Source organism: Sphingobium sp. EP60837 (assembly GCF_001658005.1).
Taxonomy (GTDB): domain Bacteria; phylum Pseudomonadota; class Alphaproteobacteria; order Sphingomonadales; family Sphingomonadaceae; genus Sphingobium; species Sphingobium tyrosinilyticum.
Genome location: NZ_CP015987.1, coordinates 834,665 through 857,681, shown reverse-complemented (window position 1 = coordinate 857,681; position 23,017 = coordinate 834,665). Strand labels below are relative to the sequence as shown.

At 63.3% G+C, this 23,017-nt stretch carries 22 protein-coding genes and 1 riboswitch; of the genes, 14 read left to right on the top strand and 8 right to left on the bottom strand.

Annotation, left to right across the window (positions count from 1 at the left end; genetic code table 11):
- Positions 1 to 32 precede the first annotated feature (32 nt).
- On the top strand, positions 33 to 602 hold the full coding sequence (bluB, locus tag EP837_RS16890) for a 5,6-dimethylbenzimidazole synthase (RefSeq protein WP_066531758.1): 570 nt from the start codon (positions 33 to 35) through the stop codon (positions 600 to 602).
- 114 nt (positions 603 to 716) lie between these two features.
- Here bluB and EP837_RS16885 read toward each other — a convergent pair whose 3' ends face one another.
- On the bottom strand, positions 717 to 1,580 hold the full coding sequence (locus EP837_RS16885) for an alpha/beta fold hydrolase (protein ID WP_197486361.1): 864 nt from the start codon (positions 1,578 to 1,580) through the stop codon (positions 717 to 719).
- A gap of 130 nt (positions 1,581 to 1,710) precedes the next feature.
- A riboswitch (cobalamin riboswitch) is annotated at positions 1,711 to 1,937 on the top strand.
- Positions 1,938 to 2,146: 209 nt separating this feature from the next.
- Here EP837_RS16885 and EP837_RS16880 point away from each other — a divergent pair.
- Genes EP837_RS16880 through cobJ form a run of 4 tightly spaced genes read left to right on the top strand, consistent with a single transcriptional unit; the run spans position 2,147 to position 5,290 of the window.
- A complete protein-coding gene (locus EP837_RS16880) occupies positions 2,147 to 3,196 on the top strand; it encodes a cobalamin biosynthesis protein CobG (protein ID WP_066531755.1) in 1,050 nt (349 codons plus the stop codon).
- Positions 3,196 to 3,825: a precorrin-8X methylmutase gene (locus EP837_RS16875; protein WP_066531750.1), complete on the top strand. Its 630-nt coding sequence runs from the start codon at positions 3,196 to 3,198 to the stop codon at positions 3,823 to 3,825. Before EP837_RS16880 ends, EP837_RS16875 begins: the two co-directional genes overlap by 1 nt.
- Complete coding sequence (gene cobI, locus EP837_RS16870; protein WP_066531133.1) at positions 3,822 to 4,544, top strand: precorrin-2 C(20)-methyltransferase; 723 nt, start codon at positions 3,822 to 3,824, stop codon at positions 4,542 to 4,544. Before EP837_RS16875 ends, cobI begins: the two co-directional genes overlap by 4 nt.
- Positions 4,541 to 5,290 carry a precorrin-3B C(17)-methyltransferase gene (gene cobJ / locus EP837_RS16865; protein WP_066531132.1) on the top strand — a complete coding sequence of 250 codons (750 nt, stop codon included), beginning with the start codon at positions 4,541 to 4,543 and terminating at the stop codon, positions 5,288 to 5,290. The genes cobI and cobJ overlap by 4 nt, the downstream gene beginning before the upstream one ends.
- Here the strand turns inward: cobJ and EP837_RS16860 are convergent.
- Positions 5,266 to 6,015, bottom strand: a complete 750-nt coding sequence (locus tag EP837_RS16860; protein WP_066531131.1) for a cobalt-precorrin-6A reductase — start codon at positions 6,013 to 6,015, stop codon at positions 5,266 to 5,268. The two genes, cobJ and EP837_RS16860, sit on opposite strands and share 25 nt — an antisense overlap.
- Here EP837_RS16860 and EP837_RS16855 point away from each other — a divergent pair.
- Genes EP837_RS16855 through cobF form a run of 5 tightly spaced genes read left to right on the top strand, consistent with a single transcriptional unit; the run spans position 6,014 to position 10,392 of the window.
- Positions 6,014 to 7,216 carry a bifunctional cobalt-precorrin-7 (C(5))-methyltransferase/cobalt-precorrin-6B (C(15))-methyltransferase gene (locus EP837_RS16855; RefSeq protein WP_066531128.1) on the top strand — a complete coding sequence of 401 codons (1,203 nt, stop codon included), beginning with the start codon at positions 6,014 to 6,016 and terminating at the stop codon, positions 7,214 to 7,216. The two genes, EP837_RS16860 and EP837_RS16855, sit on opposite strands and share 2 nt — an antisense overlap.
- Complete coding sequence (locus EP837_RS16850; RefSeq protein WP_225870626.1) at positions 7,198 to 7,569, top strand: cobalamin biosynthesis protein; 372 nt, start codon at positions 7,198 to 7,200, stop codon at positions 7,567 to 7,569. The genes EP837_RS16855 and EP837_RS16850 overlap by 19 nt, the downstream gene beginning before the upstream one ends.
- Positions 7,566 to 8,351 (top strand): precorrin-4 C(11)-methyltransferase, encoded by a 786-nt coding sequence (cobM, locus tag EP837_RS16845; protein WP_066531127.1) that lies wholly within the window; start codon positions 7,566 to 7,568, stop codon positions 8,349 to 8,351. The genes EP837_RS16850 and cobM overlap by 4 nt, the downstream gene beginning before the upstream one ends.
- Positions 8,348 to 9,655: a cobyrinate a,c-diamide synthase gene (locus EP837_RS16840; RefSeq protein WP_066531125.1), complete on the top strand. Its 1,308-nt coding sequence runs from the start codon at positions 8,348 to 8,350 to the stop codon at positions 9,653 to 9,655. The genes cobM and EP837_RS16840 overlap by 4 nt, the downstream gene beginning before the upstream one ends.
- Positions 9,652 to 10,392 (top strand): precorrin-6A synthase (deacetylating), encoded by a 741-nt coding sequence (gene cobF / locus EP837_RS16835; RefSeq protein ID WP_066531122.1) that lies wholly within the window; start codon positions 9,652 to 9,654, stop codon positions 10,390 to 10,392. The genes EP837_RS16840 and cobF overlap by 4 nt, the downstream gene beginning before the upstream one ends.
- 53 nt (positions 10,393 to 10,445) lie before the next feature.
- Here cobF and EP837_RS16830 read toward each other — a convergent pair whose 3' ends face one another.
- The 5 genes from EP837_RS16830 to EP837_RS16810 form a co-directional block, all read right to left on the bottom strand.
- The gene (locus EP837_RS16830) at positions 10,446 to 10,652 is read right to left on the bottom strand and encodes a hypothetical protein (RefSeq protein WP_066531120.1); all 207 of its coding nucleotides are present in this window, start codon (positions 10,650 to 10,652) and stop codon (positions 10,446 to 10,448) included.
- A gap of 158 nt (positions 10,653 to 10,810) precedes the next feature.
- On the bottom strand, positions 10,811 to 12,352 hold the full coding sequence (locus tag EP837_RS16825; RefSeq protein WP_066531117.1) for a SpoVR family protein: 1,542 nt from the start codon (positions 12,350 to 12,352) through the stop codon (positions 10,811 to 10,813).
- A complete protein-coding gene (locus tag EP837_RS16820) occupies positions 12,349 to 13,659 on the bottom strand; it encodes a YeaH/YhbH family protein (protein ID WP_066531115.1) in 1,311 nt (436 codons plus the stop codon). The genes EP837_RS16825 and EP837_RS16820 overlap by 4 nt, the downstream gene beginning before the upstream one ends.
- A 25-nt stretch (positions 13,660 to 13,684) precedes the next feature.
- Complete coding sequence (locus tag EP837_RS16815) at positions 13,685 to 15,628, bottom strand: PrkA family serine protein kinase (protein WP_066531114.1); 1,944 nt, start codon at positions 15,626 to 15,628, stop codon at positions 13,685 to 13,687.
- 201 nt (positions 15,629 to 15,829) lie between these two features.
- Positions 15,830 to 16,243, bottom strand: coding sequence for a hypothetical protein (locus tag EP837_RS16810; protein ID WP_156518680.1), 414 nt, complete (start codon positions 16,241 to 16,243; stop codon positions 15,830 to 15,832).
- 104 nt (positions 16,244 to 16,347) lie between these two features.
- On the opposite strand from EP837_RS16810, the gene EP837_RS21125 reads away from it, so the two are divergent.
- From EP837_RS21125 to EP837_RS16790, 4 genes are all read left to right on the top strand, one after another.
- On the top strand, positions 16,348 to 16,560 hold the full coding sequence (locus EP837_RS21125; RefSeq protein WP_156518678.1) for a hypothetical protein: 213 nt from the start codon (positions 16,348 to 16,350) through the stop codon (positions 16,558 to 16,560).
- A 293-nt stretch (positions 16,561 to 16,853) separates the two neighbouring features.
- On the top strand, positions 16,854 to 17,669 hold the full coding sequence (locus EP837_RS16800) for a universal stress protein (protein WP_066531749.1): 816 nt from the start codon (positions 16,854 to 16,856) through the stop codon (positions 17,667 to 17,669).
- A 445-nt stretch (positions 17,670 to 18,114) separates the two neighbouring features.
- Positions 18,115 to 19,077, top strand: coding sequence for an aldo/keto reductase (locus EP837_RS16795; RefSeq protein WP_066531747.1), 963 nt, complete (start codon positions 18,115 to 18,117; stop codon positions 19,075 to 19,077).
- Positions 19,078 to 19,309: 232 nt separating this feature from the next.
- Positions 19,310 to 21,460: an oxidoreductase gene (locus EP837_RS16790; RefSeq protein ID WP_066531110.1), complete on the top strand. Its 2,151-nt coding sequence runs from the start codon at positions 19,310 to 19,312 to the stop codon at positions 21,458 to 21,460.
- Between the two features lie 52 nt (positions 21,461 to 21,512).
- Here EP837_RS16790 and EP837_RS16785 read toward each other — a convergent pair whose 3' ends face one another.
- Entirely contained in the window at positions 21,513 to 23,009 is a 1,497-nt protein-coding gene (locus EP837_RS16785) for a flavin-containing monooxygenase (protein ID WP_066531745.1), read from the bottom strand.
- Positions 23,010 to 23,017 lie beyond the last annotated feature (8 nt).

Here is a 23,017-nt window from a genome sequence, read left to right as displayed (position 1 = left end):
AATTCGAGGCGCTGGTGCGGGCACGGCGGGACATCCGCCATTTCCGCACCGATCCGATCGACGAGAGCGATGTCGAATGGCTGCTGAGCATGGCGCATCGCGCGCCCTCGGTTGGGCTGTCACAGCCTTGGCGCTTTGTGCGGATCGAGACGGACGGACTTCGGGAGCAACTGGCCTGCCATGTCGATGCGCAGGTGCGGGCGGCGGGAAAGGAATATGAGGGCGAACAGGATAAGCTTTATCGCAGCCTGAAACTGCATGGCCTGCGTGAAGCCCCGGTGCTGTTCGCCGTCTATTGCGACGATGGAACGGAGACGGGCCATCATCTGGGGGCCGCGACCATGCCGGAAGCGCGCCGTTATAGCTGCGTCATGGCGGTGCACACGCTGTGGCTGGCGGCGCGGACGCGGAGCATCGGCATGGGATGGGTTTCCATCTTGGAACCCCAAGGCGTGGACGCGATGCTGGATATTCCCGCCAGTTGGGAATGTCTTGGGCTGCTATGCCTTGGGAAGCCGGAGATTGAGGAGGATGCGCCGGAACTGGAGCGGCGCGGCTGGGAACAGCGCATGGATTGGCATTCGGTGGTGGTGCGGCGTTAGGATCACGCGCACCCAGCCCGTTCGCCCTGAGCCTGTCGAAGGGCGTTTCCTGAAGAAAGTGGAGGCTTCGACAAGCTCAGCCTGAACGGGTGATTCCAGGAGGACTGAGCGCGCCTACGCCCGCCCATCCAACAAGAACCCGAGCGCCAGCTCTTCAAACCGCTGCTTGCACTCGATCATCGCCCAATGGCCGCATTTGGGGAACACATGCAGTTCCGCATTGGGGATCACCCGCATCGGCAGGAACGCGCCGTCCAGCGGGCTGACTTTGTCATCGCGGCCCCAGGTGATCAGGGTCGGCGCCTGGATCTTGCCGAGATAGTCGATCCGCTGCGACACGCCCGGCCCGCTCATGGACTGTGCGATGAAGCCGAGCGCGGAGCGCGTGTACATCTTACGGCTGCTCTCCATCGTCACCGGTTCGAGCGCGGCCTTGTAGCGCATGTCGATAAGCTCGTCGGTGATGATGGACTTGTCGTACACCATCGACTCCAGCCAGGCGATGATGTTCTCGCGCGTTGGATCCTCGATGAAATCGACGAGCCGGGTCAGACCTTCATTGGGGAAGGTGGAGGTGATGTTGAACCCGATCCCGCCGATCGTAATGTAGCGCAGCACCCTTTGCGGATGCGACGCGGCGAGATGGCCGCCGACGATGCCGCCATAGCTGTTGCCGAGGATATGGGCGCGATCGATACCGAGGCCGTCCATCAGCGCAACCACCGCATCGCGCGCCACCGCAACCGGATCGCCATCTACGGGATCGCTTTTGCCGTAGCCCGGTGCATCGAGAATGATCGTACGGAAATGCTGCGAGAAGAGCGGCAGATTGCCCTGGAAATTCGCCCAGCCCGTGACGCCCGGACCTGAGCCATGAAGCAATAGCAGTGCCGGCCCCGATCCAGCCTCATGATAATGCAACCGTCCATTGGCGGTTTCCAGGAAACGGCTGGTCGCTTCGAAGCTGAGATCGCTCATCAATTCTCTCTCCATATCGTTATGGGCCAAGGGAGTAGCGTCAGGCCATGACAGGCGCAAGCAAGCCGCCGCTGCCCACTTTCCTTTCGCGCGCATCCCCTTTATGAAGCGCAGCGGACCGGGCCTTGCCCGGTTCATCGATCGCGCCGGTGTCCCGCAAGGGACTTAAATGGGAACGCGGTGCGGGAGGGTTGCCTCCCTAATCCGCGGCTGTCCCTGCAACTGTGAGCGGCGAGCAAGGCATGGATCGGCCGGACCCTGAAGATGGGACGGTCAGCCACTGGAGCGATCCGGGAAGGCCCCATGCCGACGCTATGACCCGCAAGCCAGGAGACCTGCCGGAGCAAAGGTCGCTCTTGCCATGACCCAGGGGATGGTCACGGCTCGGTTCTCCGTTTGAGCGACGAATAGGGTGCGGCTGCGGCCGTGCGGCGTGCGGCTTTCCCCGTGCGCCTGCGCGTGCCGTCCGCTGGTCGTGGCGCGAGCGTGGAAGGATGGGAGCAATGCAGAAGCAGGCGCAGCACGTCGCCGCCGTGCGCGGCTGGTGCCCGACCGCATGGCAGCCGATGATGGCGGGCGACGGGCTGCTGGTGCGCGTTCGCCCGGCGCTTGGTCGGATGAGCCGAGCGCAGGCCGAAGGTCTGTATGAAGCAGCTTTGCGTCATGGCAATGGCCATATCGACCTCACCAATCGGGCCGCGCTTCAGGTTCGGGGCGTGCGCGAGGTGGTGCATCGCGCGTTGATAGAAAGGCTTGTCGCCTTGGACTTGGCGCAGGCTGATCCAGCGCGGGAAATGCGCGCGCCGCTGATCCTCAATCCGGATTGGGCAGAGGGCGACATCAGCGCATCGATCGCCAATGAATTGATCGCGCGCATGGATGAACTGCCCGAGCTGCCCGCCAAGATCGGCTTTGCGATCGACGCGGGGCCTGCGCCTGTGCTGACCGATGCCCCGGCGGATTTCCGGATCGAGCGGGGAACGAGCGGCGGGCTGATCCTGCGCGCCGATGGACGGGAAAGAGGCGCGTCCGTCACTGCGGAAGATGCGGTGGACGCGCTGATCAGCCTTGCTCACTGGTTTGTTGCCAGCGGCGGCGTGCAGGCCGGGCGCATGGCGCGGCATTTGGCGCCGCTTCCCGCGGGTGAGGCGCCCGCGTCGCCTCGTTCGCGCGCCTCTGCGCTTGCTCAAGCGCCGGGGCCTTTTTACGCCGCGCCCTTTGGACGGGTCGAGGCAACCGCACTACTCTCGATCATGGAGGACGGCGTACAGGCCGTGCGCCTGACGCCCTGGCGCGGCTTGCTGCTGGAGGGCGGCAATGCTGCGCCGGACGACCCTGACGACCCACGCCTTTCTGCCGATGCCTGTCCCGGTGCGCCCGCCTGCCCCCAGGCGAGTGTCGCCACGCGCGACCTTGCGATTCGGCTCGCCCCGCATGTTCCAGGGCTCCATGTCTCCGGATGCGCCAAGGGATGCGCGCGTCCGTCGCGGGCGGCGGTCATGCTGACCGGCCGCTCGGGACGCTTCGACCTTGCCCATAACGCCCGTGCGGGCGCGCCGCCGCTTCGCGCGGGCCTCTCGCCTGACCAGATCCTTACCCTCTTCGGAGTCCAATGATGCCGCATGTCTATGAAAGGGATGGGGCGGAAATTTATCGCCAGTCCTTCCGCACCATCCGCGCGGAGGCGGAGCTTGGCCGCTTCTCGCCCGAAGAAGAGCGGGTCGCCGTGCGCATGATACATGCCGCCGGGATGGTGGACCTCGTCCGCCATATCCGCTTCTCCCCAAGCTTCGCGGTCACAGCCTTCGCGGCGTTGGAAGCAGGCGCGCCGATCCTGTGCGACGCACGCATGGTATCGGAGGGGATCACGCGCGCCCGCCTGCCCGTTGATAATCCGATCCTCTGCACCCTGGGCGATCCGCAAGTGCCCGATCTCGCCCGCGCCATGAACAATACGCGCTCTGCAGCGGCGCTAGAGCTGTGGCGGCCGCATATGGAGGGCGCGATCGTCGCGATCGGGAATGCGCCGACTGCTCTCTTCCACTTGCTGAACATGCTGGAGGACCCCGCCTGCCCTCGCCCCGCCGCAATCATCGGTTGCCCGGTCGGCTTCGTCGGAGCAGCGGAATCCAAGGAGGCGCTGTGGGAGGCGCAGCCCGTCCCCTGCTGCATCGTTGAGGGGCGGCTGGGCGGCAGCGCCATGACCGTGGCCGCCATCAACGCGCTGGCGAGTGCGGCCGAATGAGCGGGGTCATTCATGGCGTCGGCCTTGGCCCCGGCGCGCAGGACCTGATGAGCGTGCGCGCCGACCGGCTGATCCGCAACGCCCGCCACATCGCCTATTTCCGCAAGCCGGGACGCCACGGCCATGCCCGGCGCATCGTCGAGGGGCTGCTAAGGCCCGATGCCATCGAATATGCGATGGAATATCCAGTGACGACCGAAATACCGGTCAGCGACCCGCGCTATAATCAGGCGTTGTCCGCCTTTTATGCCGACTGCACCGCGCATCTCCACAGGCTGGCAGCGGATGGCGAGGATGTGGTGGTGCTGTGCGAGGGCGACCCCTTTTTCTACGGCAGCTTCATGCATCTGCACAGCCGCCTGTCGCCGCTTGCGCCGGTGCGGATCGTGCCAGGCATCACCGGCATGTCGGGGGCCTGGACCGCCAGCGGCACACCGATCAGCTGGGGGGATGATGTGCTGACGGTCCTCATGGCGACGCTGCCTGAAGAGGAACTCGCCCGGCGCATCCACGACACCAATGCGCTGGTGGTCATGAAGATCGGCCGCAACTTGGCCAAGCTGCGCCGCGCGGTCGAGGCGGCGGGGAAGCAGGACTGCGCCTGGCTAGTCGAATATGCGACCATGGCCGACCAGAAGATCACGCCGCTTCCCGAAGCACAGGCGGTGACCGGCTATTTCTCCATCCTGCTGGTTCACGGCCAGGGACGGCGGCCATGAGCGGATGGGTGGCGGTGGCGGGGCTCGGACCCGGCGCGGACGAACTTGTCACGCCCGAAGTGATGCAAGCTTTGGCCGAAGCGACGGATCTTATCGGCTATTTCCCCTATGTCGCGCGAGTCGCCGACCGGCCCGGTCTTGTCCGCCATGGTTCCGACAATCGGGTGGAACTGGAGCGCGCCGCCCATGCGCTGGAACTGGCCGCGGCGGGGAAGCAGGTCGTGGTGGCGTCATCGGGCGATCCGGGCGTTTTTGCGATGGCCTCTGCCCTATTCGAGGCGCTGGAGGCGGGTCCCGCAGAGTGGCGCTTGCTGGACATACGCATCCTGCCCGGCATCACCGCCATGCTCGCCGCCGCCGCGCGCGCGGGCTCGCCGCTGGGCCATGATTTCTGCGCCATCAACCTGTCGGACAATCTGAAGCCCTGGGCGCTGATCGAACGGCGCCTGCGCCTCGCAGCGCAAGCCGATTTCGCCATGGCCTTCTACAATCCCCGGTCGAAGGCGCGGCCCGAGGGGTTTGCCCGCGCGCTCGACATCCTGAGACAGGAGTGCGGACCTGACCGGCTGATCCTGTTTGCGCGCGCCGTTTCCACGCCTGAGGAAGAGTTGCGCGTTGTCCGTCTGGGTGACGCCGGGGCCGAGATGGCGGATATGCGCACGATGGTCATATTGGGGTCGAGCCACAGCCGGCTGATCGAACGGCCCGGCTCCCCTATCCTCTACACCCCGCGTTGGACCGAATGATCGATCCACGCGAGCACTTCGCCGATGCCGTGTACCACCTGCGTTTGGGGCAGGGGCGGCCGGTGGATCATGATGACCGGCAGGCCGAGCGCCCGCGCCGCGTCCAGCTTCGCCCGCGCGCCTTCTCCACCCGCATTCTTGGCGACGATCAGGTCGATCCGCTGCGCGCGCATCAGCGCGAGATCTCCCTCCAGCGTGAAGGGGCCGCGATCCACCACCAGATGATGGCGAGGCAGCGCTGGCGGCACGTGCGGGGCATCGACGAAACGAAGCAGATAATGATGCTGCGGCTGGGCGGCGAAGGCCGCCACATGCATCCGGCCGAGCGCCAGCATGACGCGCCGTGGCTCTTCCGCCAGCGCATCCACGGCGCTGGCGATGTCGGGAACATGAGTCCAGCGGTCGCCCTTTCCCGCTTTCCAGGCAGGGCGGGTCAGCATGATGTGCGCGATGCCCGCCTGTTGCGCCGCCTCCGCTGCATGGGCGCTCATGGTAGCGGCAAAGGGGTGGGTCGCGTCGATGAGATGCGTGACTGCCTCCCGCTCCAGATAGGCGGCGAGACCCGCGACGCCGCCAAAGCCGCCGACGCGCATAGGGACCGGCTGCGGGCGGGGATTGCCGGTGCGTCCGGCATAGCTCAGCACCGCGCGATCGCCGCGATCCGCCAGCGCCTTTGCGACCGCGCTGGCCTCCGTCGTGCCGCCCAGGATGAGGATGTTGCGCATGGCGGCTGAGAGTCCCTGGCTGACGATCATCGGCATTGGCGAGGATGGAGCGGCGGGCCTGTCCAGCGCCGCCCACGCCGCGCTGGAGCAGGCGCGCATCGTCACCGGCGCGCCGCGCCAGCTGGCGCTTCTGCCTCCCCTTAAGGCGGAACTTTTGACGTGGCCAGTACCCTTTGACGATGGTGTTGCGCCGCTGCTCGCCCGGCGGGGAGAGCCGGTGGTGCTGCTGGCGTCGGGTGACCCTTTCTGGTTCGGAGCGGGAGCCAGCATCGCCCGGCATCTCGATCCCAGTGAGTGGATCGGCCTTCCCGCGCCGTCCAGCTTTTCGATCGCCGCCGCGCGGCTGGGCTGGTCGTTGCAGGATGTCGTCTGCCATGGCCTTCATGCCGCACCGCTGGCCCGGCTGCGGCGCGATCTTGTGCCCGGCGGCCGAGCGATCCTGCTGCTGCGCGACGGGGCGGCGGTGGGCGAGCTTGCGACCTATCTCGTTGAGGCGGGTTTCGGCGCGTCCACCCTCTATGTCATGGAATCGCTTGGCGGGCCGCGTGAACGCATCCGCGCCGTGCGAGCGGATGCCTATGCGTGGGATAATGTTGCCCATCCGGTGGCGGCGGGGATTGCGATGGCGGGTGACGGCGAGGTCATGCCGCGCGCCAGCGGCATTGCCGACAGCTGGTTCGAGCATGATGGCCAGATCACAAAGCGGCCGGTTCGCGCGCTGACACTGTCGGCGCTCGCACCGCTTCCGGGAGAGACGCTGTGGGACATCGGCGCTGGGTCGGGATCGGTCGCAATCGAATGGTTGCTCTGCGGTCCTCGTATGCAGGCGATCGCCTTTGAGGCTGATCCGGTTCGCGCCGCGCGCGGCCGCGCCAATGCGGCGCGGCTGGGCGGCGATCGCTTGTCGGTGATCGAGGGCAGGGCGCCAGCCATATTGGAGGGCCGCAAACGGCCCAATGCAATCTTTGTCGGCGGGGGCTTGAGCGAGGCGCTGTTGGAGGCGATCCTTGGCCTGCCGGGCGAGCGGACGCGTTTGGTCGCCAACGCCGTCACGCTGGAATCCGAGGCGCTGCTGGCCCAGTGGCAGGCGCGTCTGGGCGGCGAGTTGCTGCGCATCGAGATGGCCAGCGCCGCGCCACTTGGCACGCGGCGGGGCTGGAAAGCCTCCTATCCGCTGGTGCAATGGAGCGTTACGCTGTGATCGTCGCGGGCTTTGGCTGTCACAGCGGGGCGGATGAAGCGGCTTTGCGGGCCGCGCTGGCGGCTCATGGCGTTGCCGTGGCGGCCGTCGCGACGCTGAACCATAAGGCGGCATTGCTCGCGCCGCTGGCCAACGCGCTGGGGGTGCCGCTTATTCTCTTCGCGCCTGATGACATTAGGGCCGTGAAGACGCGCACGCAATCCGCCGCCAGCCTGGCGACTTACGGGGCCGGCAGCGTAGCCGAAGCGGTAGCGCTGGCTGCAGCCGGACAGCACGCCAAGCTGATCGCCACCCGCATCATATCACCCGATGGGCAGGCGACATGCGCACTCGCCCAAGGAGTTTCCGCATGACCGTCCACTTCATCGGCGCAGGACCAGGCGCGCCCGACCTGCTGACCCTGCGCGGTCGTGACTTGATCGCCGCATCGCCTGTCTGCCTCTATGCCGGGTCGCTCATACCGCGCGCGGTGCTCGACCATTGCCCGCCGGGCGCGCGGATGGTGAACAGCGCCCCGCTGACGCTGGACGAGATCATCGCAATCATCGCGGAAGCCGATGCTGCGGGGCAGGATGTTGCACGGCTTCATTCGGGCGACCTGTCGGTCTGGTCGGCGATGGGGGAGCAGATACGAAGGCTGAAGGCGCTCGGGATCGGCTATACGGTTACGCCAGGCGTCCCCTCCTTTGCGGCTGCTGCGGCGGCGCTCGGAACGGAATTGACCTTGCCCGGACTGGGGCAATCGCTCGTGCTCACGCGGACACCGGGGCGCGCGAGCGCAATGCCTTCGGGTGAGACGCTGGCGGCATTCGGCGCTACCGGGGCGACGCTGGCCGTCCATCTGTCGATCCACAATATCGCGGCGGTCGTCGATGATCTGTCGCCGCTCTATGGCGCGGAATGTCCAGCGGCGATCGTGTGGCGGGCGAGTTGGCCTGATGAGCGGATCGAACGGGGCACGCTTTCGACGATTGCCGAACAGGCTACGGGCGGGCCGGAACGCACGGCGCTGATCCTGGTGGGGCCTGTGCTGGGCGACGCGGACTTTACCGAAAGCCAGCTTTATGCACCTGGCTATGACAGGCGCTTCCGCCCCTCATCGGCGGACTCGCGCTTCGCCGAGACCGAGGAATGACGCCGGGCATCCTTCTAGCCGCGCCGCGATCCGGTTCGGGCAAGACGGTCATCACGCTTGGTCTTTTACGGGCGCTGGCGCGGGGAGGCGTCCGGGTACAGCCCTATAAGTGTGGGCCGGACTATATCGACACGGGCTATCATCAATTGGCGAGCGGGCGGGCGGCGTTCAATCTCGATAGCTGGGCGATGGATACGGCCCTGCTCCAAAGCCTTGCCGGGGAAGCCGCGTCCGCCGAACTGGCGCTGGCCGAGGGCGTCATGGGCCTGTTCGACGGTGCACCTGTAAAGGGCGCCAGTGGAAATGGCAGCAGTGCCGACATAGCCGCAGCCCTTGGCTGGCCGGTCATTCTGGTCATCGACGTGTCGGGCCAGAGCCAGTCAGCCGCAGCGCTTGCCCATGGCTTTCGCGCGATGCGCCCGGATGTGCGGGTTGCGGGCGTGATCCTGAACCACGTCGCCAGTCCGCGTCACGAAGCGATGATCCGTGAGGCGATGGAGGCGATCGCGCTGCCGGTGCTGGGCGCGGTGCCTCGGTCAGCCGTGCTGGCGTTGCCGGAGCGGCATCTGGGGCTTGTGCAGGTGGGGGAGCATGTGGAGGCGGATAAGGCGATCGAGGCCATTGCGGACATGGTGGAGGCTCATGTGGACCTATCCGCTGTGCGTGGGTTGGCGGGCGCGCTGTCCTCGGCCCCGCCGCTGTGTCATCGCTGGCGGCCGCCGGGGCAGCGCATCGCTTTGGCGCAGGACGCCGCCTTTTCCTTCACCTATGTCCATATGGTTGCGGGTTGGCGGGCGGCGGGGGCGGAGATATTGCCCTTCTCGCCGCTGGCTGACGAAGCGCCCGACGCGCAGGCCGATGCAATTTGGCTGCCTGGCGGCTATCCTGAGCTGCACGCGCCGGGCCTTGCGCATGCGGCTCGCTTTCTCGAAGGCATGCGGCGGCACGCTCGCGATCGGCCGGTTCATGGCGAATGTGGCGGCTATATGGTGCTGGGGCAGGCCATTATCGACGCACAGGGACAGACGCATGCAATGGCTGGGTTGCTCGGGCTCGTGAGCAGCTTTGCGGAACGGAGACTGCAGCTTGGCTATCGCAACGCGCGTTTGCTTTCACCCATGGGCGGTTATGATGCAGGGGCGGATTTGCGGGGCCATGAATTTCATTATTCCACCATCGTCGAGCAGCCTGACGAAGTGCTCGCCCATGTGACCGATGCGAAGGGGGATCCCGTCGCTTCAGGTGGATCACGCAAGGGGTGCGTGACGGGCAGCTTCTTCCACCTCATCGCTGGCGCCGCATGATCCGGCTGTCTTTGATCGGCATAGGGACGGGCAATCCCGACCACCTCACCCGCGCCGCGATCCGCACTATGAACGAGGCGGACATGATCCTGCTGCCGCGCAAGGGAGCGGCTAAGTCCGACCTTATCGACCTGCGCCGAGCAATCTGCGCGGAGGTGCTGACGGGCGGAACGCGCATCGTCGAATTTGACATGCCGACGCGCGCCGACCAGCCCGCCTATGTGGAGGCGGTGATCGACTGGCATGATGCCATTGCCGCAATCTGGATGAAGCAGATCGCCGTGCATCTGCCGAACGGCGGCACGCTGGCGCTGCTCGTTTGGGGAGACCCTTCGCTGTACGACAGCAGCCTGCGGATCGCCGAACGGTTGGGGCCTAAGGTTGAGATCCGGGTCGTTCCGGGGATCACCAGTATCCAGGCGCTGACCGCCGCTCACGGCATCTGCCTTAACCGGCTGGCAGACCCGGTGCTGGTCACGACCGGCAGGCAGTTAAGGGAGCAGAGCTGGCCGCCGGGCGTGCGCGACGTCGTGGTGATGCTGGACGGGCATTGCGCCTTTCAGACGCTGGAGCCCGAAGGCATCGAGATCTGGTGGGGCGCCTATCTGGGCATGGAGCAGCAGGCGCTGGCCCAAGGGCCGCTCGCGATTGCTGGGCCGGAGATTGTGAAGCGGCGCGCAGCCCTGCGGCAGCGGCATGGGTGGATCATGGATGTGTATCTGCTGCGCTTGACCTGACCCCCTGTCCGTTCGTGTCCAGCGAACGGAGGTCACCAAAGCGCGACCGAAGGTTACGCCGCGGGGGGGCAGAGTTCTATGACGGGTTTGTTCACCATCTGACGCGTCGCATCGACAGAGCCCATTGCCGCGCGGCGGCGAAATTCGGCGGCCATGGCTTGGTGCATCATCCGGGCGGACGCATCGGCGGTGGTGGCCGCCAATTGTTCATGCATCCGGGCCCGTTCAAGACATTCCTGCGCATTGAGGGCATGTGTCATGAAAATGCTCTCCTGCTATCATGCGAGCCTTTTCCGTTCGATCGCCACGACAGCAACGGGATTGCTCGCGAAAACCGGGCGGAATTTACGCTTTTCGGCGGCGCTTTGGAAATGGAATCTTTACCCCGCCCCAGGACCTACCGACAGGGCGCACCGCTTCAGCCGATCCAGCCTGGTTGGGGCTGGCAGCGATGATTTTTCAGCTCCTTGCGGCTCTCCGCATCGACCTCACTCAGCGCGACTTCATAGCCCCATAGATTGGCGAGGCTTTGCAACACCATCGCCGCGTCAGATGCGTCCAGCACCACGCCATCCGTGACGGCATGTTCCAGCATCAAAGTGCGGTCACCCGCCAGATCCACATCGACTACCTGGATATCGGGCTCCTGCCGGGCGATATCATATTCGCGTGCGAGCGCGCGGCGGATACGGCGATAGCCCCGCTCGTCATGAATGGCCTCCACCCGCAATTCCGACTCGCTTTCCCGGTCCAGCAACTGGAACAGGCGCCATTGCCGGATCAGGTGGGGGCTCAAGAACTGCGACACGAAGCTTTCGTCGCGATAATTGGCCCAGATATCCTTCAGCACCTCGACCGGATCGCGGGAACCGGCAATGTCGCCGAACCAGTCGCGATCCTCCGGCGTCGGGTCCATGCAGATCCGTTCTATGTCGGACATGATGCCGAAGCCCAGCGAATAGGGATTGAAGCCGCCGAAATGGCCTGAATCGAAAGTAGGCTGATAAACGACATTCGTGTGCGACTGGATGAATTCCATAAAGGCGCCATCAGTGATCCAGCGGCGATCATGCAGGATCGTCATGATGCGGTAATGGGTATAGGTCGCGCAGCCCTCATTCATTGCCTTGGTCTGGCGCTGGGGGTAGAAATATTGGGCGATCAGGCGAACGATGCGCAGGATTTCCCGCTGCCAACTATCCAGGCGCGGGCCAGTCTTTTCCAGGAAATAGAGGATATTTTCCTGCGGCAGGCCCAGCGCGGCGCGACGTTCGTCGCGGGGCACGGATGCCGCCTTGGCCCCCACCGGCACAGTGCGCCAGAGATCGTCATAGATGCGGTCGCGATAAGCCTGCCGCTCCGCCTCGCGTTCGGCCTCCGCCTTCATGTCGCGAGGGCGGATGCGGGGATAGCGATGGACGCCCTGGTTCATGAGCGCATGAGCTGCGTCGAGCACGCGCTCGACCGCCAATTGTCCGTAACGCTCTTCGCATTGCGCGATATAACGCTTTGCGAACTCCAGATAATCAAGGATGCCTTCCGCGTCGGTCCATTGTTTGAAGACATAATTATTCTTGAAGAAATGATTATGCCCGAACGCCGCATGCGCGATGACCAGCGTTTGCATGGTCGCGCTATTTTCCTGCATCAGATAGTTGATGCACGGATCGCTGTTGATCACCAACTCATAGGCAAGGCCGCGTAGCCCCTTGCGATAGAGCATCTCATTGGTGACGAACTGCTTTCCAAAGGACCAATGTTTGTAGAAGAGCGGCATGCCGATCGATGAATAGGCGTCCAGCATCTGTTCGGCGCTGATGATCTCTATCTGGTTGGGATAGATGTTGAGCTTCATTTCCTGAAGCGCGATCGGCTCGACCGTCTCATAGATGCGGTTGATCAGCGAAAAGTCCCAATCGCTGCCGGTGAACAGCGGGGCGGGGGCGAACGCCACCGTCAAGCGTGCGTCCTTTCGCCGACGCCGCGTCGCTGGAACAGTTCGCGGAAAACCGGATAGATTTCGCGGCGGTGCGACACTTTTCGCATGGCAAAATTGCGGTGGCTGTCGCTGACAGGCGCATAAGCGTCCCAGAGGCCGGTGGTGGACGTCGCCGCCTCAATGGAAGCGAACTCCTCGCGCCCGACTTCCAGATAAGCGAAATATTGGCAGAAGGGCAGGATTTGGTCCTGCATCAAGCTGACCACGCGGGCGTTGTCGGACGCCAGCGTGTCGCCGTCGGAAGCCTGCGCGACATAGATGTTCCAGTCGCTGGGACTGTAGCGTTCCTTCACCACCTCGATCAGCTTGTCGAGCGCGCTCGACACCAATGTGCCGCCGGTCACGGTGCTGTAGAAAAAGGTATCCTCATCCACCTCCGCCGCGCGATCGGTATGGTGGATGAAGACCACATCGACCTGCTCGTAACAACGCGACAGGAACAGGTGCAGCAACGCAAAGAAGCGCTTGGCCAGATCCTTCATATGCGCGGTCATGGAGCCCGACACATCCATCAGGCAGAACATCACCGCCTGCGCCACCGGCCGGGGCACAGGTTCAAAGCGGCGGAAGCGCAGATCGACCGGATCGATATAGGCGATAAGATTACGCCGCCGGATGATGTGCGCCCGCTCTTCGCGCAGCCTTTCCAGCGTCACGGCATCGTCCGCCAACGGCGTTGTGCGCGCTTCGATCTCGGCAATGGCTTCCTCGATGCGGCTAAGGTCCCTGCCGCTTGGACGGCGCAGCGCAATGCGGCGGGACATCGCCTTTTGCATGGTGCGAGGAACGGACAGGTTGGAAGGATTGCCGAGGGTCGAATAGCCCGCGCGTCTCACCCCTTCGATCTTGCCGGAGACCAGCTTCTTCTTCGCCATGTCGGGGAGTTCGAGGTCGTCGAGGAACAGGTCGAGAAACTCCTCGCGGCTCAGCGCAAAGCGGAAATCATCCTGATCCTCACCCTCGCCCGGCTGTGATCCGGCGCCGCCACCGCCATCGGGCCGTTTGATCCGGTCGCCTTCTAAAAATTCGCGATTGCCGGGCAGCACCCGCTCCCTATTGCCGCCCTTGCCCGCGCGATGAAGGGTGGGTTCGTGGATTGCGTCGCGGCGAATCGTAATTTCGCCTTCCTTGGCGAGATCCTTGATGCTGCGGTCCTTCAGGCTGTCGCGGACCGCCTGGCTGACATAGGCTCTCGCCCTTCTGAGGAACCGTTGCCGGTTGACCAGGCTTTTGCCCCCGGGATTAAGCCGTCTGTCGACTATGTGCATGGTGGGCCAAGCGCCTCCATCTTTTTTATCCGGCCTGCTTGACCCTTATATACCATTCCACGAGGCGGCGGACCTGCCGCTCGGTATAGCCGCGCTCCACCATGCGAGCGACGAATTCGTCATGCTTGCTCGCGGTATCGCCGTCTTTCTTCGAACCGAAGCTGATGACGGGCAGCAGATCCTCGACCTGGCTGAACATCCGCTTTTCGATAACCTCGCGGATTTTTTCGTAACTGGTCCAACTCGGGTTGCGCCCGTCATTGCTCGCCCGCATGCGCAGGGCGAACTTCACCACCTCGTTGCGGAAATCCTTGGGATTGGCGATGCCCGCGGGCTTTTCGGTCTTGGACAGTTCCTGGTTGATGATCTCCCGGTCGAGCAATTGCCCGGTGTCCGGGTCCTTGAAGTCCAGATCCTCGATCCAGGCGTCGGCATAGGCGACATAACGGTCGAACAGGTTCTGGCCATAGTCATTATAGGATTCGAGATAGGCCTTCTGGATTTCGTTACCGATGAACTCGGCGTAGCGTGGCGCGAGTTCGCCCTTGATGAACTCCAGATATTTGGCTTCCACCTCGGCCGGGAACTGCTCCTGCCGCACCATGCCTTCCAGCACATACATGAGGTGCACCGGGTCGGCCGCGATCTCGCTGCTGTCATGGTTGAAGGTCGCAGACAGAGCCTTGAACGCGAAGCGGGTCGAAGTGCCTGACATGCCCTCATCCACGCCCGCCGCGTCGCGATATTCCTGAATGCTCTTGGCGCGCGGATCGATCTCCCGCAGCATTTCGCCATCATATACGCGCATCTTGGAATAGAGATTGCTGTTCTCATGCTCGCGCAGACGCGTCAGCACCGAGAAGCGCGCCAGCATATCAAGCGTGCCCGGCGCACAGGGCGCTTTGCTCAGGTCGGATTCCCGCAGCAGCTTTTCATAAACATGCCGCTCCTCGGTCGCCTGCAAGGCATAGGGCACTTTAATGACGTAGATGCGGTCGATAAAAGCTTCGTTATTCTTGTTATTCTTGAAGTTGGCCCATTCCGATTCATTGCTATGCGCCATGATGATGCCGGTAAAGGGGATCGCGCCGATATTCTCGGTGCCGATATAATTGCCCTCCTGCGTTGCGGTGAGCAGCGGATGCAGCATCTTGATGGGCGCCTTGAACATCTCGACAAACTCGAGCATGCCCTGGTTCGCGCGGTTGAGACCGCCCGAATAGCTGTAGGCGTCGGGATCATTCTGCGAGAGCATTTCCAGCTTGCGGATATCGACCTTGCCGACCAGCGAGCTGATGTCCTGGTTGTTCTCATCGCCCGGCTCGGTCTTCGCAACAGCGATCTGCCGCATGCGCGAAGGCATCAGGCGGATCACCTTGAACTGGGAAATATCGCCGGAAAACTCGTCCAACCGCTTGCGCGCCCAGGGGCTGATCATGCCGGTCAGGCGGCGGCGGGGAATGCCGTAATTATCCTCGATAATGGCGCCGTGCGTTTCCGCGTCGAACAGGGCGAGCGGGCTTTCGAAGATCGGGCTGATCTCGTCCCCCGCCTTCAACGCATAGATGGGATGGGTTTCCATCAGAGCCTTGAGCCGTTCGGCCAGCGACGACTTGCCGCCCCCGACCGGCCCCAACAGGTAAAGGATTTGCTTGCGTTCCTCCAGCCCCTGGCTGGCGTGGCGCAGGAAGCTGACGATATGTTCGATCGTCGCTTCCATGCCGTAGAAATTGGTGAAGCTTTTATAGCGCCGGATGGTGCGGTTCATGAAAATCCGCCCGAGCCGCTGGTCGCGCGAAGTGTCTATGATTTCCGGCTCGCCGATCGCGGCCAGCAGCCGCTCCGGGGCTGATGCGTGCATGAGAGGATCATTGCGGCACCCCAGCAAATAATCCTCAATCGACATCTCGGCCTGACGCCGTTCGTCAAAATTCCGCGTGAAGCTCGAAAACAGTTCGCTTTTCGTCACTGGCGACTCCCGCCGCAGTAGCCATATTACGAATATAATACGCGCGAGCCTGCAAAAACAGGCCATTGAAATTGGACAACTGCAAAAAAATTATTCCTGCACATCCGAATAGGTCGCAATAAGGCTCCGGCGAGGCGGGAGATTTCCGCGATGCTCGCCTCTACGAACCCCGTCGCCGCGCGGCGAGGAGATGCCTTGCCACTAATTCTTTCCGTTGCCCTTGCCGGGATTGTTGCCGCTTTGACCCGGCGAGCTGCCTGCTTGGCCTGGGGGTGAACTGTCATTGGCGGGTGTCGATCCTGATTGGCCCGGTGTCGAGCCGGACTGACCGGGGGTGTTCCCTGTCTGGCCGGGCGCGCTGCCGGAGCCTCCAGCCGACGAAGAAGTTGTGCCGGAGGACGATGTCGAGGATGAGGACGACGACGAAGAGGATGCCGATCCGCCGCTATAATAGGCGATCTGCTGCGCGCTGTTGCTGACCGCGCCCGCGACCGAACCTCCCAGCATCCACGCGCCGATCGCAATCGAACCGCCAAGGATGGCAAGCAGCAGCGCATATTCCGCCGCCGACGCCCCCGTGCTGTCCATCCGCAACTGCCGTATCGGATTATCCATGCCCATAGCGCTACCCCCTCGCCACGTGCAGGATGGTGCGCTTTTTCGGGTCTGATGTAAAACCCATTAACCCTCAGATGCTGGCTATTCAGGATCAGGGCTTCTTGCCATTACCGCCGCCGTTGCTGTTCCCGCCACCATTGCTGTTGCCGCCGCCCGTCGAGGTGCTGCCGGTGCTGGTTCCCCCCGCCGACGAACTGGTGCTGCTCGTGCTGGTGGTGCTGCTGCTGGTGGAGGAACTGCCGCCCGTGCTTGAGGTGCTGCTCGCCGAACTGGAGGATGCCGTGCCTGCCGAGGAGGCGAACAGAGCAACCTGATTGTTCATCTGACTGCCGACGGCGTTGCCCAGCAGCCATGTGGCAGCCATCATCAATCCGCCCATGACAGCGAACAGCAGCGCATATTCGGCCGCCGTCACGCCTGCACAATCCTGCTGCAGCTTCGAAAAGTGGAAGATTTTGGTCAAGATGTGTACCCCCGTCCGCCGCTGCGCCTTGTCCGGCACAGGGCATCCACACCCGCCCTTGGATATATAACGTAAATCAGACTCACAGCGAACGGCAAAAAAGGATATATTGTTCATCTGCCTCCTTGGGACATGGAGAGCGCGATGACATCCATTCTGCTCCACATCCACGACGACAGCGGCATGGAAAGCCGCTTGCAGGCAGCCTGCGATATTGCTCGCGCGGCGGATGGTCATATTCATTGCGTCCAGGTGACGGCGATGCCCAGTCTGATGGCGGCAGAGGTTTATGGTGGAGCGCCCATGGCTCCTGCCGTGATGGCGGAACTGCACGATATCGACGCGCGGATGCGGACACGGCTGGAACAGCAGCTGCATCGCGAGGGCGTCAGCTGGGACTGGCGGCAGGTGGATGGCGATATCGTCCATGGACTGCTTTCCGCCTCGACCTTGTGTGACCTGCTGATCGTGACATTACCCTCAGGTCCTCGGCGGGAGATGAGCGATCCATTGCACATCGCCGCCGATCTGGCGCTTGGCGGGCGTGCTCCGGTGCTGGCGGTGCCTCAGCTTGCGCGGGGAGTGATGATCACCGGCCGGGCAATGGTCGCCTGGGAGGGATCGCAGGAGGCATCGACGGCGCTGCGCCTATCCCTCCCCCTGCTGAAACGAGCCGAAGAGGTGCATGTCGTAACTGTGGAGGAAGCGGGCAAATATCCCTTCCCTGCGACCGATGCGCCGGAATATCTGGCGCGCCATGGCATCAAGACGCAATTCCATAGCTGGCCGCAGGACGGGCGGACGGTTGAAGCGACGCTGAAGGCCGCCATCGGCGTATTGAAGCCGGATTGGATGGTCATGGGCGCTTTTGGGCACAGCCGCCTGCGGGAGCTGGTGTTCGGCGGCGTGACGCGCAGCATGCTGCGCGAGGTCCATGTTCCCCTGCTGCTGGCTCATTGAGGGACGCGGCTAACCGCGCCGATCCGGAGAGATTGCGCCATATTGGACCTTTCGCCGTAATCCAATGTGGAATATGCGGTACTGGGCGGCGTAATCGCTGCTGTCATCGCGCGCAACGCCGGATATTCAAGCGCAGGCGGACGCCACCGGCCTGTTCAAGGTGCAGGTCCGCTACGATATGAGCGGTTCGCCCGTCAGGCGCTATGCCGCGTCCGTCCCGCTACCCTCCACCACATTGGGTGCGACGGTCAGCGTCATAAACAGCAGCTACTGAACGGGGCGCATTCCCGCCATGTCGGAACGCCTGCGAATCTGCACAATTCCCTTTCCTTTTCTTCGGCCGCTGCGTAACTGTCCGCACCCGCTGTGACGCGAAGTCCAGCCCTCGGGAAATTCACGGCAGGTCCTTGCAGCAGCAAGCGACGCCGCCATGCAGGAGTTAGCCATGCTTTCAAAGGTCACGCTCGCCAATACCGACCTCTCGGTCAGCAGCCTGTGCTACGGCACCAACATGCTCGGCTGGTCCATCGACCAGGACCGCAGCAACGCCATCCTCGACAAATTCTTGGAACTGGGCGGCAATTTCGTGGACACCGCCCGTTCCTACGGTGATTGGATGCCGACCGCGCCGAAGGGCGCAAGCGAGCGCGCCATCGGCGCTTGGCTGAAGGGTAAGAAGCGAGAAGACGTCGTCGTCGCCACCAAGGGCGGTCATTTCGACATGCGCGTCGGCGACTATCGCAACCGCGTCAATCCCACCGATGTAGCCAGCGACCTAAGTGAAAGCTTGGACCATCTGGGCGTCGATACGATCGATCTCTACTGGTTGCATATGGACAATCCGGAAACCCCGGTGGCCGAACTGATCGACTTCCTGAACGAGCAGAAGGATGCGGGGAAGATCCGCTATTTCGGCGCGTCCAACTGGACCGACGCACGCGTCCTGGAGGCCAATGATTATGCCAAGGCGAACGACAAGGCAGGCTTCGTCGCCGTCGAGCCTTTCTGGGGGCTCGCCAAGCCGAACGAAGCGAATGCGACGGCGCAGGGCTATCAGATGTATTTCGAAGATCATGGCGGCGCGCTCAAGGATGCGGGCCTCGCTATCATCCCTTATTGTGCGCAGAGCCGCGGCTATTTCGGCTTCATGGAAAAGGGCGAAGTGCCTGAGCATCTTCAGGGCTTCTACGACAATCCGGTCAACAAGGACCGCTTCGCCGCCGCGAAGAACATTGCGGCCAAGCATGGCGTGAGCGTTTCGGACGTCGCGCTTGCCTATCTGCTGAACCAGCCGCAGCAGGTGATCCCGGTCTTCGGTGGGTCCAGCCCGGCGCGTATCGAGGAAAGCGTGAAGGCGGCTTCGGTGAAACTGTCGGCCGACGAAGTGGCTGCGCTCAAGATCGGCTGATCTTCCGGCGAACAGATGAAGCGCGAGGTGGCGATCAGGTTGCCTCGCGCTTTTTTTGTGCCTGTTGCCGATGTAAAATGAGGCCAGCGAGCGGACCTGTCCCAAAACCATGGGAGCAGTGACAGGCGCGTAAGAAATTTACGCGATCCTTATCATTTTCGCCTGACTAACTGACGATAGCGCGATAAAACGCTCACAGACCATACGCATGTGGCGCATTTAGGAGATTGTCATGACCGCTGCCCCAGCCCTTACTCAACCCCGACAGGGTACAGGTGCCGCCTCTCTCACGACGCCAGGGCAGATCGGCACACTCACCCTGCCCAACCGAATCATCGTCACCGCCATGGGTGTCAGCCTTGCAGAAGAGGACGGCACGGTAGGCCAGCGGCTGATCGACTATCATGTCGCGCAGGCGAGGGGTGGTGCGGGTCTCATTGTCATGGGCGTGACGGGCGTCGCGTGGCCCGTCGGCGCAGTGCAGCCGAAGCAGACCGCCATATCCGATGACCGCTTCCTGCCGGGCCTGACCCGGCTGGTGGACGCCGTCCATGCGGCAGGCGGCCGGATCGCCGCGCAGCTTCACCACGGCGGCCTGGTCGCGACCCATAGCGCGCAGGAGGGCCATCCGCTATGGGCGCCCGGCTACCCGCCTGCCTTTGTTGGGGACTTTCCTGACTATTTCCTGCCTGAAGAAATGGCCGCCTTCGCCGGAGGCGTCGTACCGCAGGTCAAGGTGCTGGAGAAGGCCGACATCGACGTGGCGGTCCGCCAGTTTGCTGAAGCGGCAGTACGGGCTAAGCGCGCGGGGATGGACGGAGCGGAAATCCACGGCGGTCACGGCTATCTCCTCTCTTCCTTCGTTTCGCCTTCCACCAACAAGCGCGGGGATGAATATGGCGGCGACGTCGCGGGCCGCGCGCGCCTGCTGCTGGAGGTTGTGCGCGCGGTACGTGCAGCGGTCGGTCCCGACTTCCCGATCTGGGTAAAGATCGACTCGCGCGAGATCGGCAAGAACAACGGCATCACGCTGGAACATGCCATCGAACTGGCTCCGATGGTCGAGGCGGCAGGCGCGAACGCACTGACCGTCACCGCTTATCATGATGTAGGCCAGGGCAAGCTGCATTCCGCATCCAACATCCCGCATGAGCCGGCTGCTCATCTTTCCGCAGCCGCAGCTATCCGGAAAGCGGTTTCTATTCCCGTCATTGCGTCGGGCCGCGTGGAAATCGACCGCGGCGAGAAGGGCTTGGCTCAAGGGGAATTCGATTTCCTGGCGATGGGCCGCAAACTGCTGGCTGACCCGGATCTGCCCCTGAAGCTGACGGAAGGACGGATCGCCGACATTCGCCCCTGCATCTATTGCTACACCTGCGTCAGCACCGCCTATCTGCGCGAGCAGGTGCGCTGCGCCGTGCGGTCGGAAACGGGCTATGAGGATTTGGACTGGTCGCCTGCGAAGGTTCCCGGCCATGTCGTCATTGTCGGCGGCGGTCCTGGCGGCATGGAAGCGGCGCGGCGTCTCGACCTTGCGGGAGCGAAGGTTACCCTGATCGAAAAGTCTGATCGCCTCGGCGGCACGCTGCGCTTCGCAGCGCTCGCCTATGAGCCTAATGAGCGGCTTCTCAACTGGCTGCGCCATCAGATCGACCAATCGAAAGTCGATGTACGGTTGAAAACGGTGGCGACCCCGGACCTGATCGCCAGCCTGAGGCCCGACAAGGTGATCGTAGCGACGGGCGCGGTGCGCGACATGCCGCCGATCCCCGGCAACGATCAGGATTTCGTCCTGTCCGGCGACGATCTGCGCGGAATGATGCTGGGCGAGGATTCAGCCGAGATACGCCGCAAGACGAGCTGGTCCACCCGGATCGCCACTAAATTGGGGGCAGCGACTGGCGCCACCGCCAATTTGGAACTGGTGCGCAAGGCGACGCACGCCTGGATGCCGCTGGGCAAGCGCGTTGTCATCATCGGCGGCGAGCTAGTCGGGGTGGAGCTTGCCGAATTTCTGATGGAGCGCGGACGCGAGGTCACCATTGTGGGCGAAGCAGCGAAGTTCGGCGGCGGCTTGCTGCTGGTGCGCCGCATGCGCCTGCTTGCGGAACTGCGCGAGCATGGCGTCGCCATGTTCCCGGGCGCTACCAGCATCCGGATCGGCAAGAATGAAGTGAGCTTCACCAGCCAGTCGGGCGAACAGCAGAGCGTCGCCGCCGATCATGTGGTGGTCGCGATGGGTGCGCATGGCGATTCCACGCTCGCTAACGCCCTGCGCGCTCATGGCCATGATGTGGTGGAGGTCGGCGATGGCACCGGCGTCACCTATATCGAAGGCGCGATCCGGGGCGCTGCCGAAGCGGTTGCGGCGATGGGACGGTGATACGAGTGGGAGGGGATGCTCCCCTCCCCTCCTTAGAGACGGCTCGCGCTACTCACCGCGCGACCAATTCTGCCTCCACCGTCATCGCATAATCCTCCATGACCGGCGCTGACATGGCGTCGGCGAACGCCTCATAGCTCCAGGGCCAGCTGGAAGGCACACCGGTCGCGTCGAGATACCAGCTATTGCAGCCCGACCCGAAGATGGTCGTGCGCGCCGCAGCGATCCGCCGTTCCTCATAGCCGGCATGAGCTTCCGCGCGCGGTTCGATGGTTTGCGCCTCGCCGCTGCGTAGCAGCCCCAGCAGCTGGTCAATATAGCCCCATTGCCGCTCTGCAATATCGATCAGGGAGAAGTTGCCCACCGGGCCAGTAGGACCATTCAGCATGAAGAAGTTGGGGAAGCCTGGGATCGTCACCGCATAATAGGCCGTCGGCCGAACCGACCAGATATCGTCCAGCGAAACCCCATCACGACCCAGCACAGTCGTCGGGCGGATGAAGCGATCCGCATGGAATCCGGTCGCCAGCACCAGCGTGTCGAGTTCGTGCAGCCGTCCATCTGCCAGTCGCACGCCTTCCGGTTCGATGCGAGCGATGCGGTCACGCTCCACTTCGACAATGGGGCGCTGCACGGCGTCATAATAGGACCATGAGTAGATCAGCCGCTTGCAAGCCGCGCGATAATTGGGGCGCAGCTTTTCCTTTAACTCAGGATCGCGGATGCTGTTTTCGAGATTATCGAGACAAGCCGCCTCAATCGCCGCGATCTCCGGTCCGTGGGTATCGGTTATGGCGTGGGTGAAGCGATAGATATTGTCCCAATATTCCTTGTTGTTGCGGATCTCGTCGATCAGCGCGGGTTCGCGGCGGAAGGCTTCCTTTTCCTCCTCGCTATATTGGAAATACGGAACCGGCATGATCCATTGCGGAGAACGCTGGAAATGAACCAGGCGGGACGCGCGCGTACTGAGCGCAGTGACGATCTGCACGCCGGTCGAACCATTGCCAATAATACCCACCCGAGCGCCATCGACCGGCGCATCATCCTGCCAGCGGGCGCTATGGAATGCGCGGCCCTTGAAGCTGTCCAGCCCCTCTAAGTCCGGCAGCTTGGGATGGTGGAGCACGCCTGACGCGGCAATGACCACTTCGGCCACCACCTCTTCGCCAGTGACGAGGCCCAACCGCCAGAAGCCCTTTTCCTCGTCCCAGACAGCGGACACGACTTCGCTGTCGAATCGGACATGCGGCATGATGCCGTATTTCTCTGCCGTCTTTTCGAAATAGGTCTGAATCTCGCCACCCTTGGCGTAATAGGCATCCCATTCGGCATAGGGCTCGAAACTATAAGTGTATGCGTGCGCGGGCACGTCACAAGTCAGGCCGGGATAGCGGTTCTCCCGCCAAGTCCCGCCTAGCCGACCAGCCTTTTCATAGACGGTGAATTTCTCTCCGGCCTGGCGCAGGCGGATGGCGGCCAAAATGCCGGCCATGCCGCCTCCGATAATGGCGAAGCGCAGACCCTGGCGGCCCAGATCGGTGGACAAGTCACTCT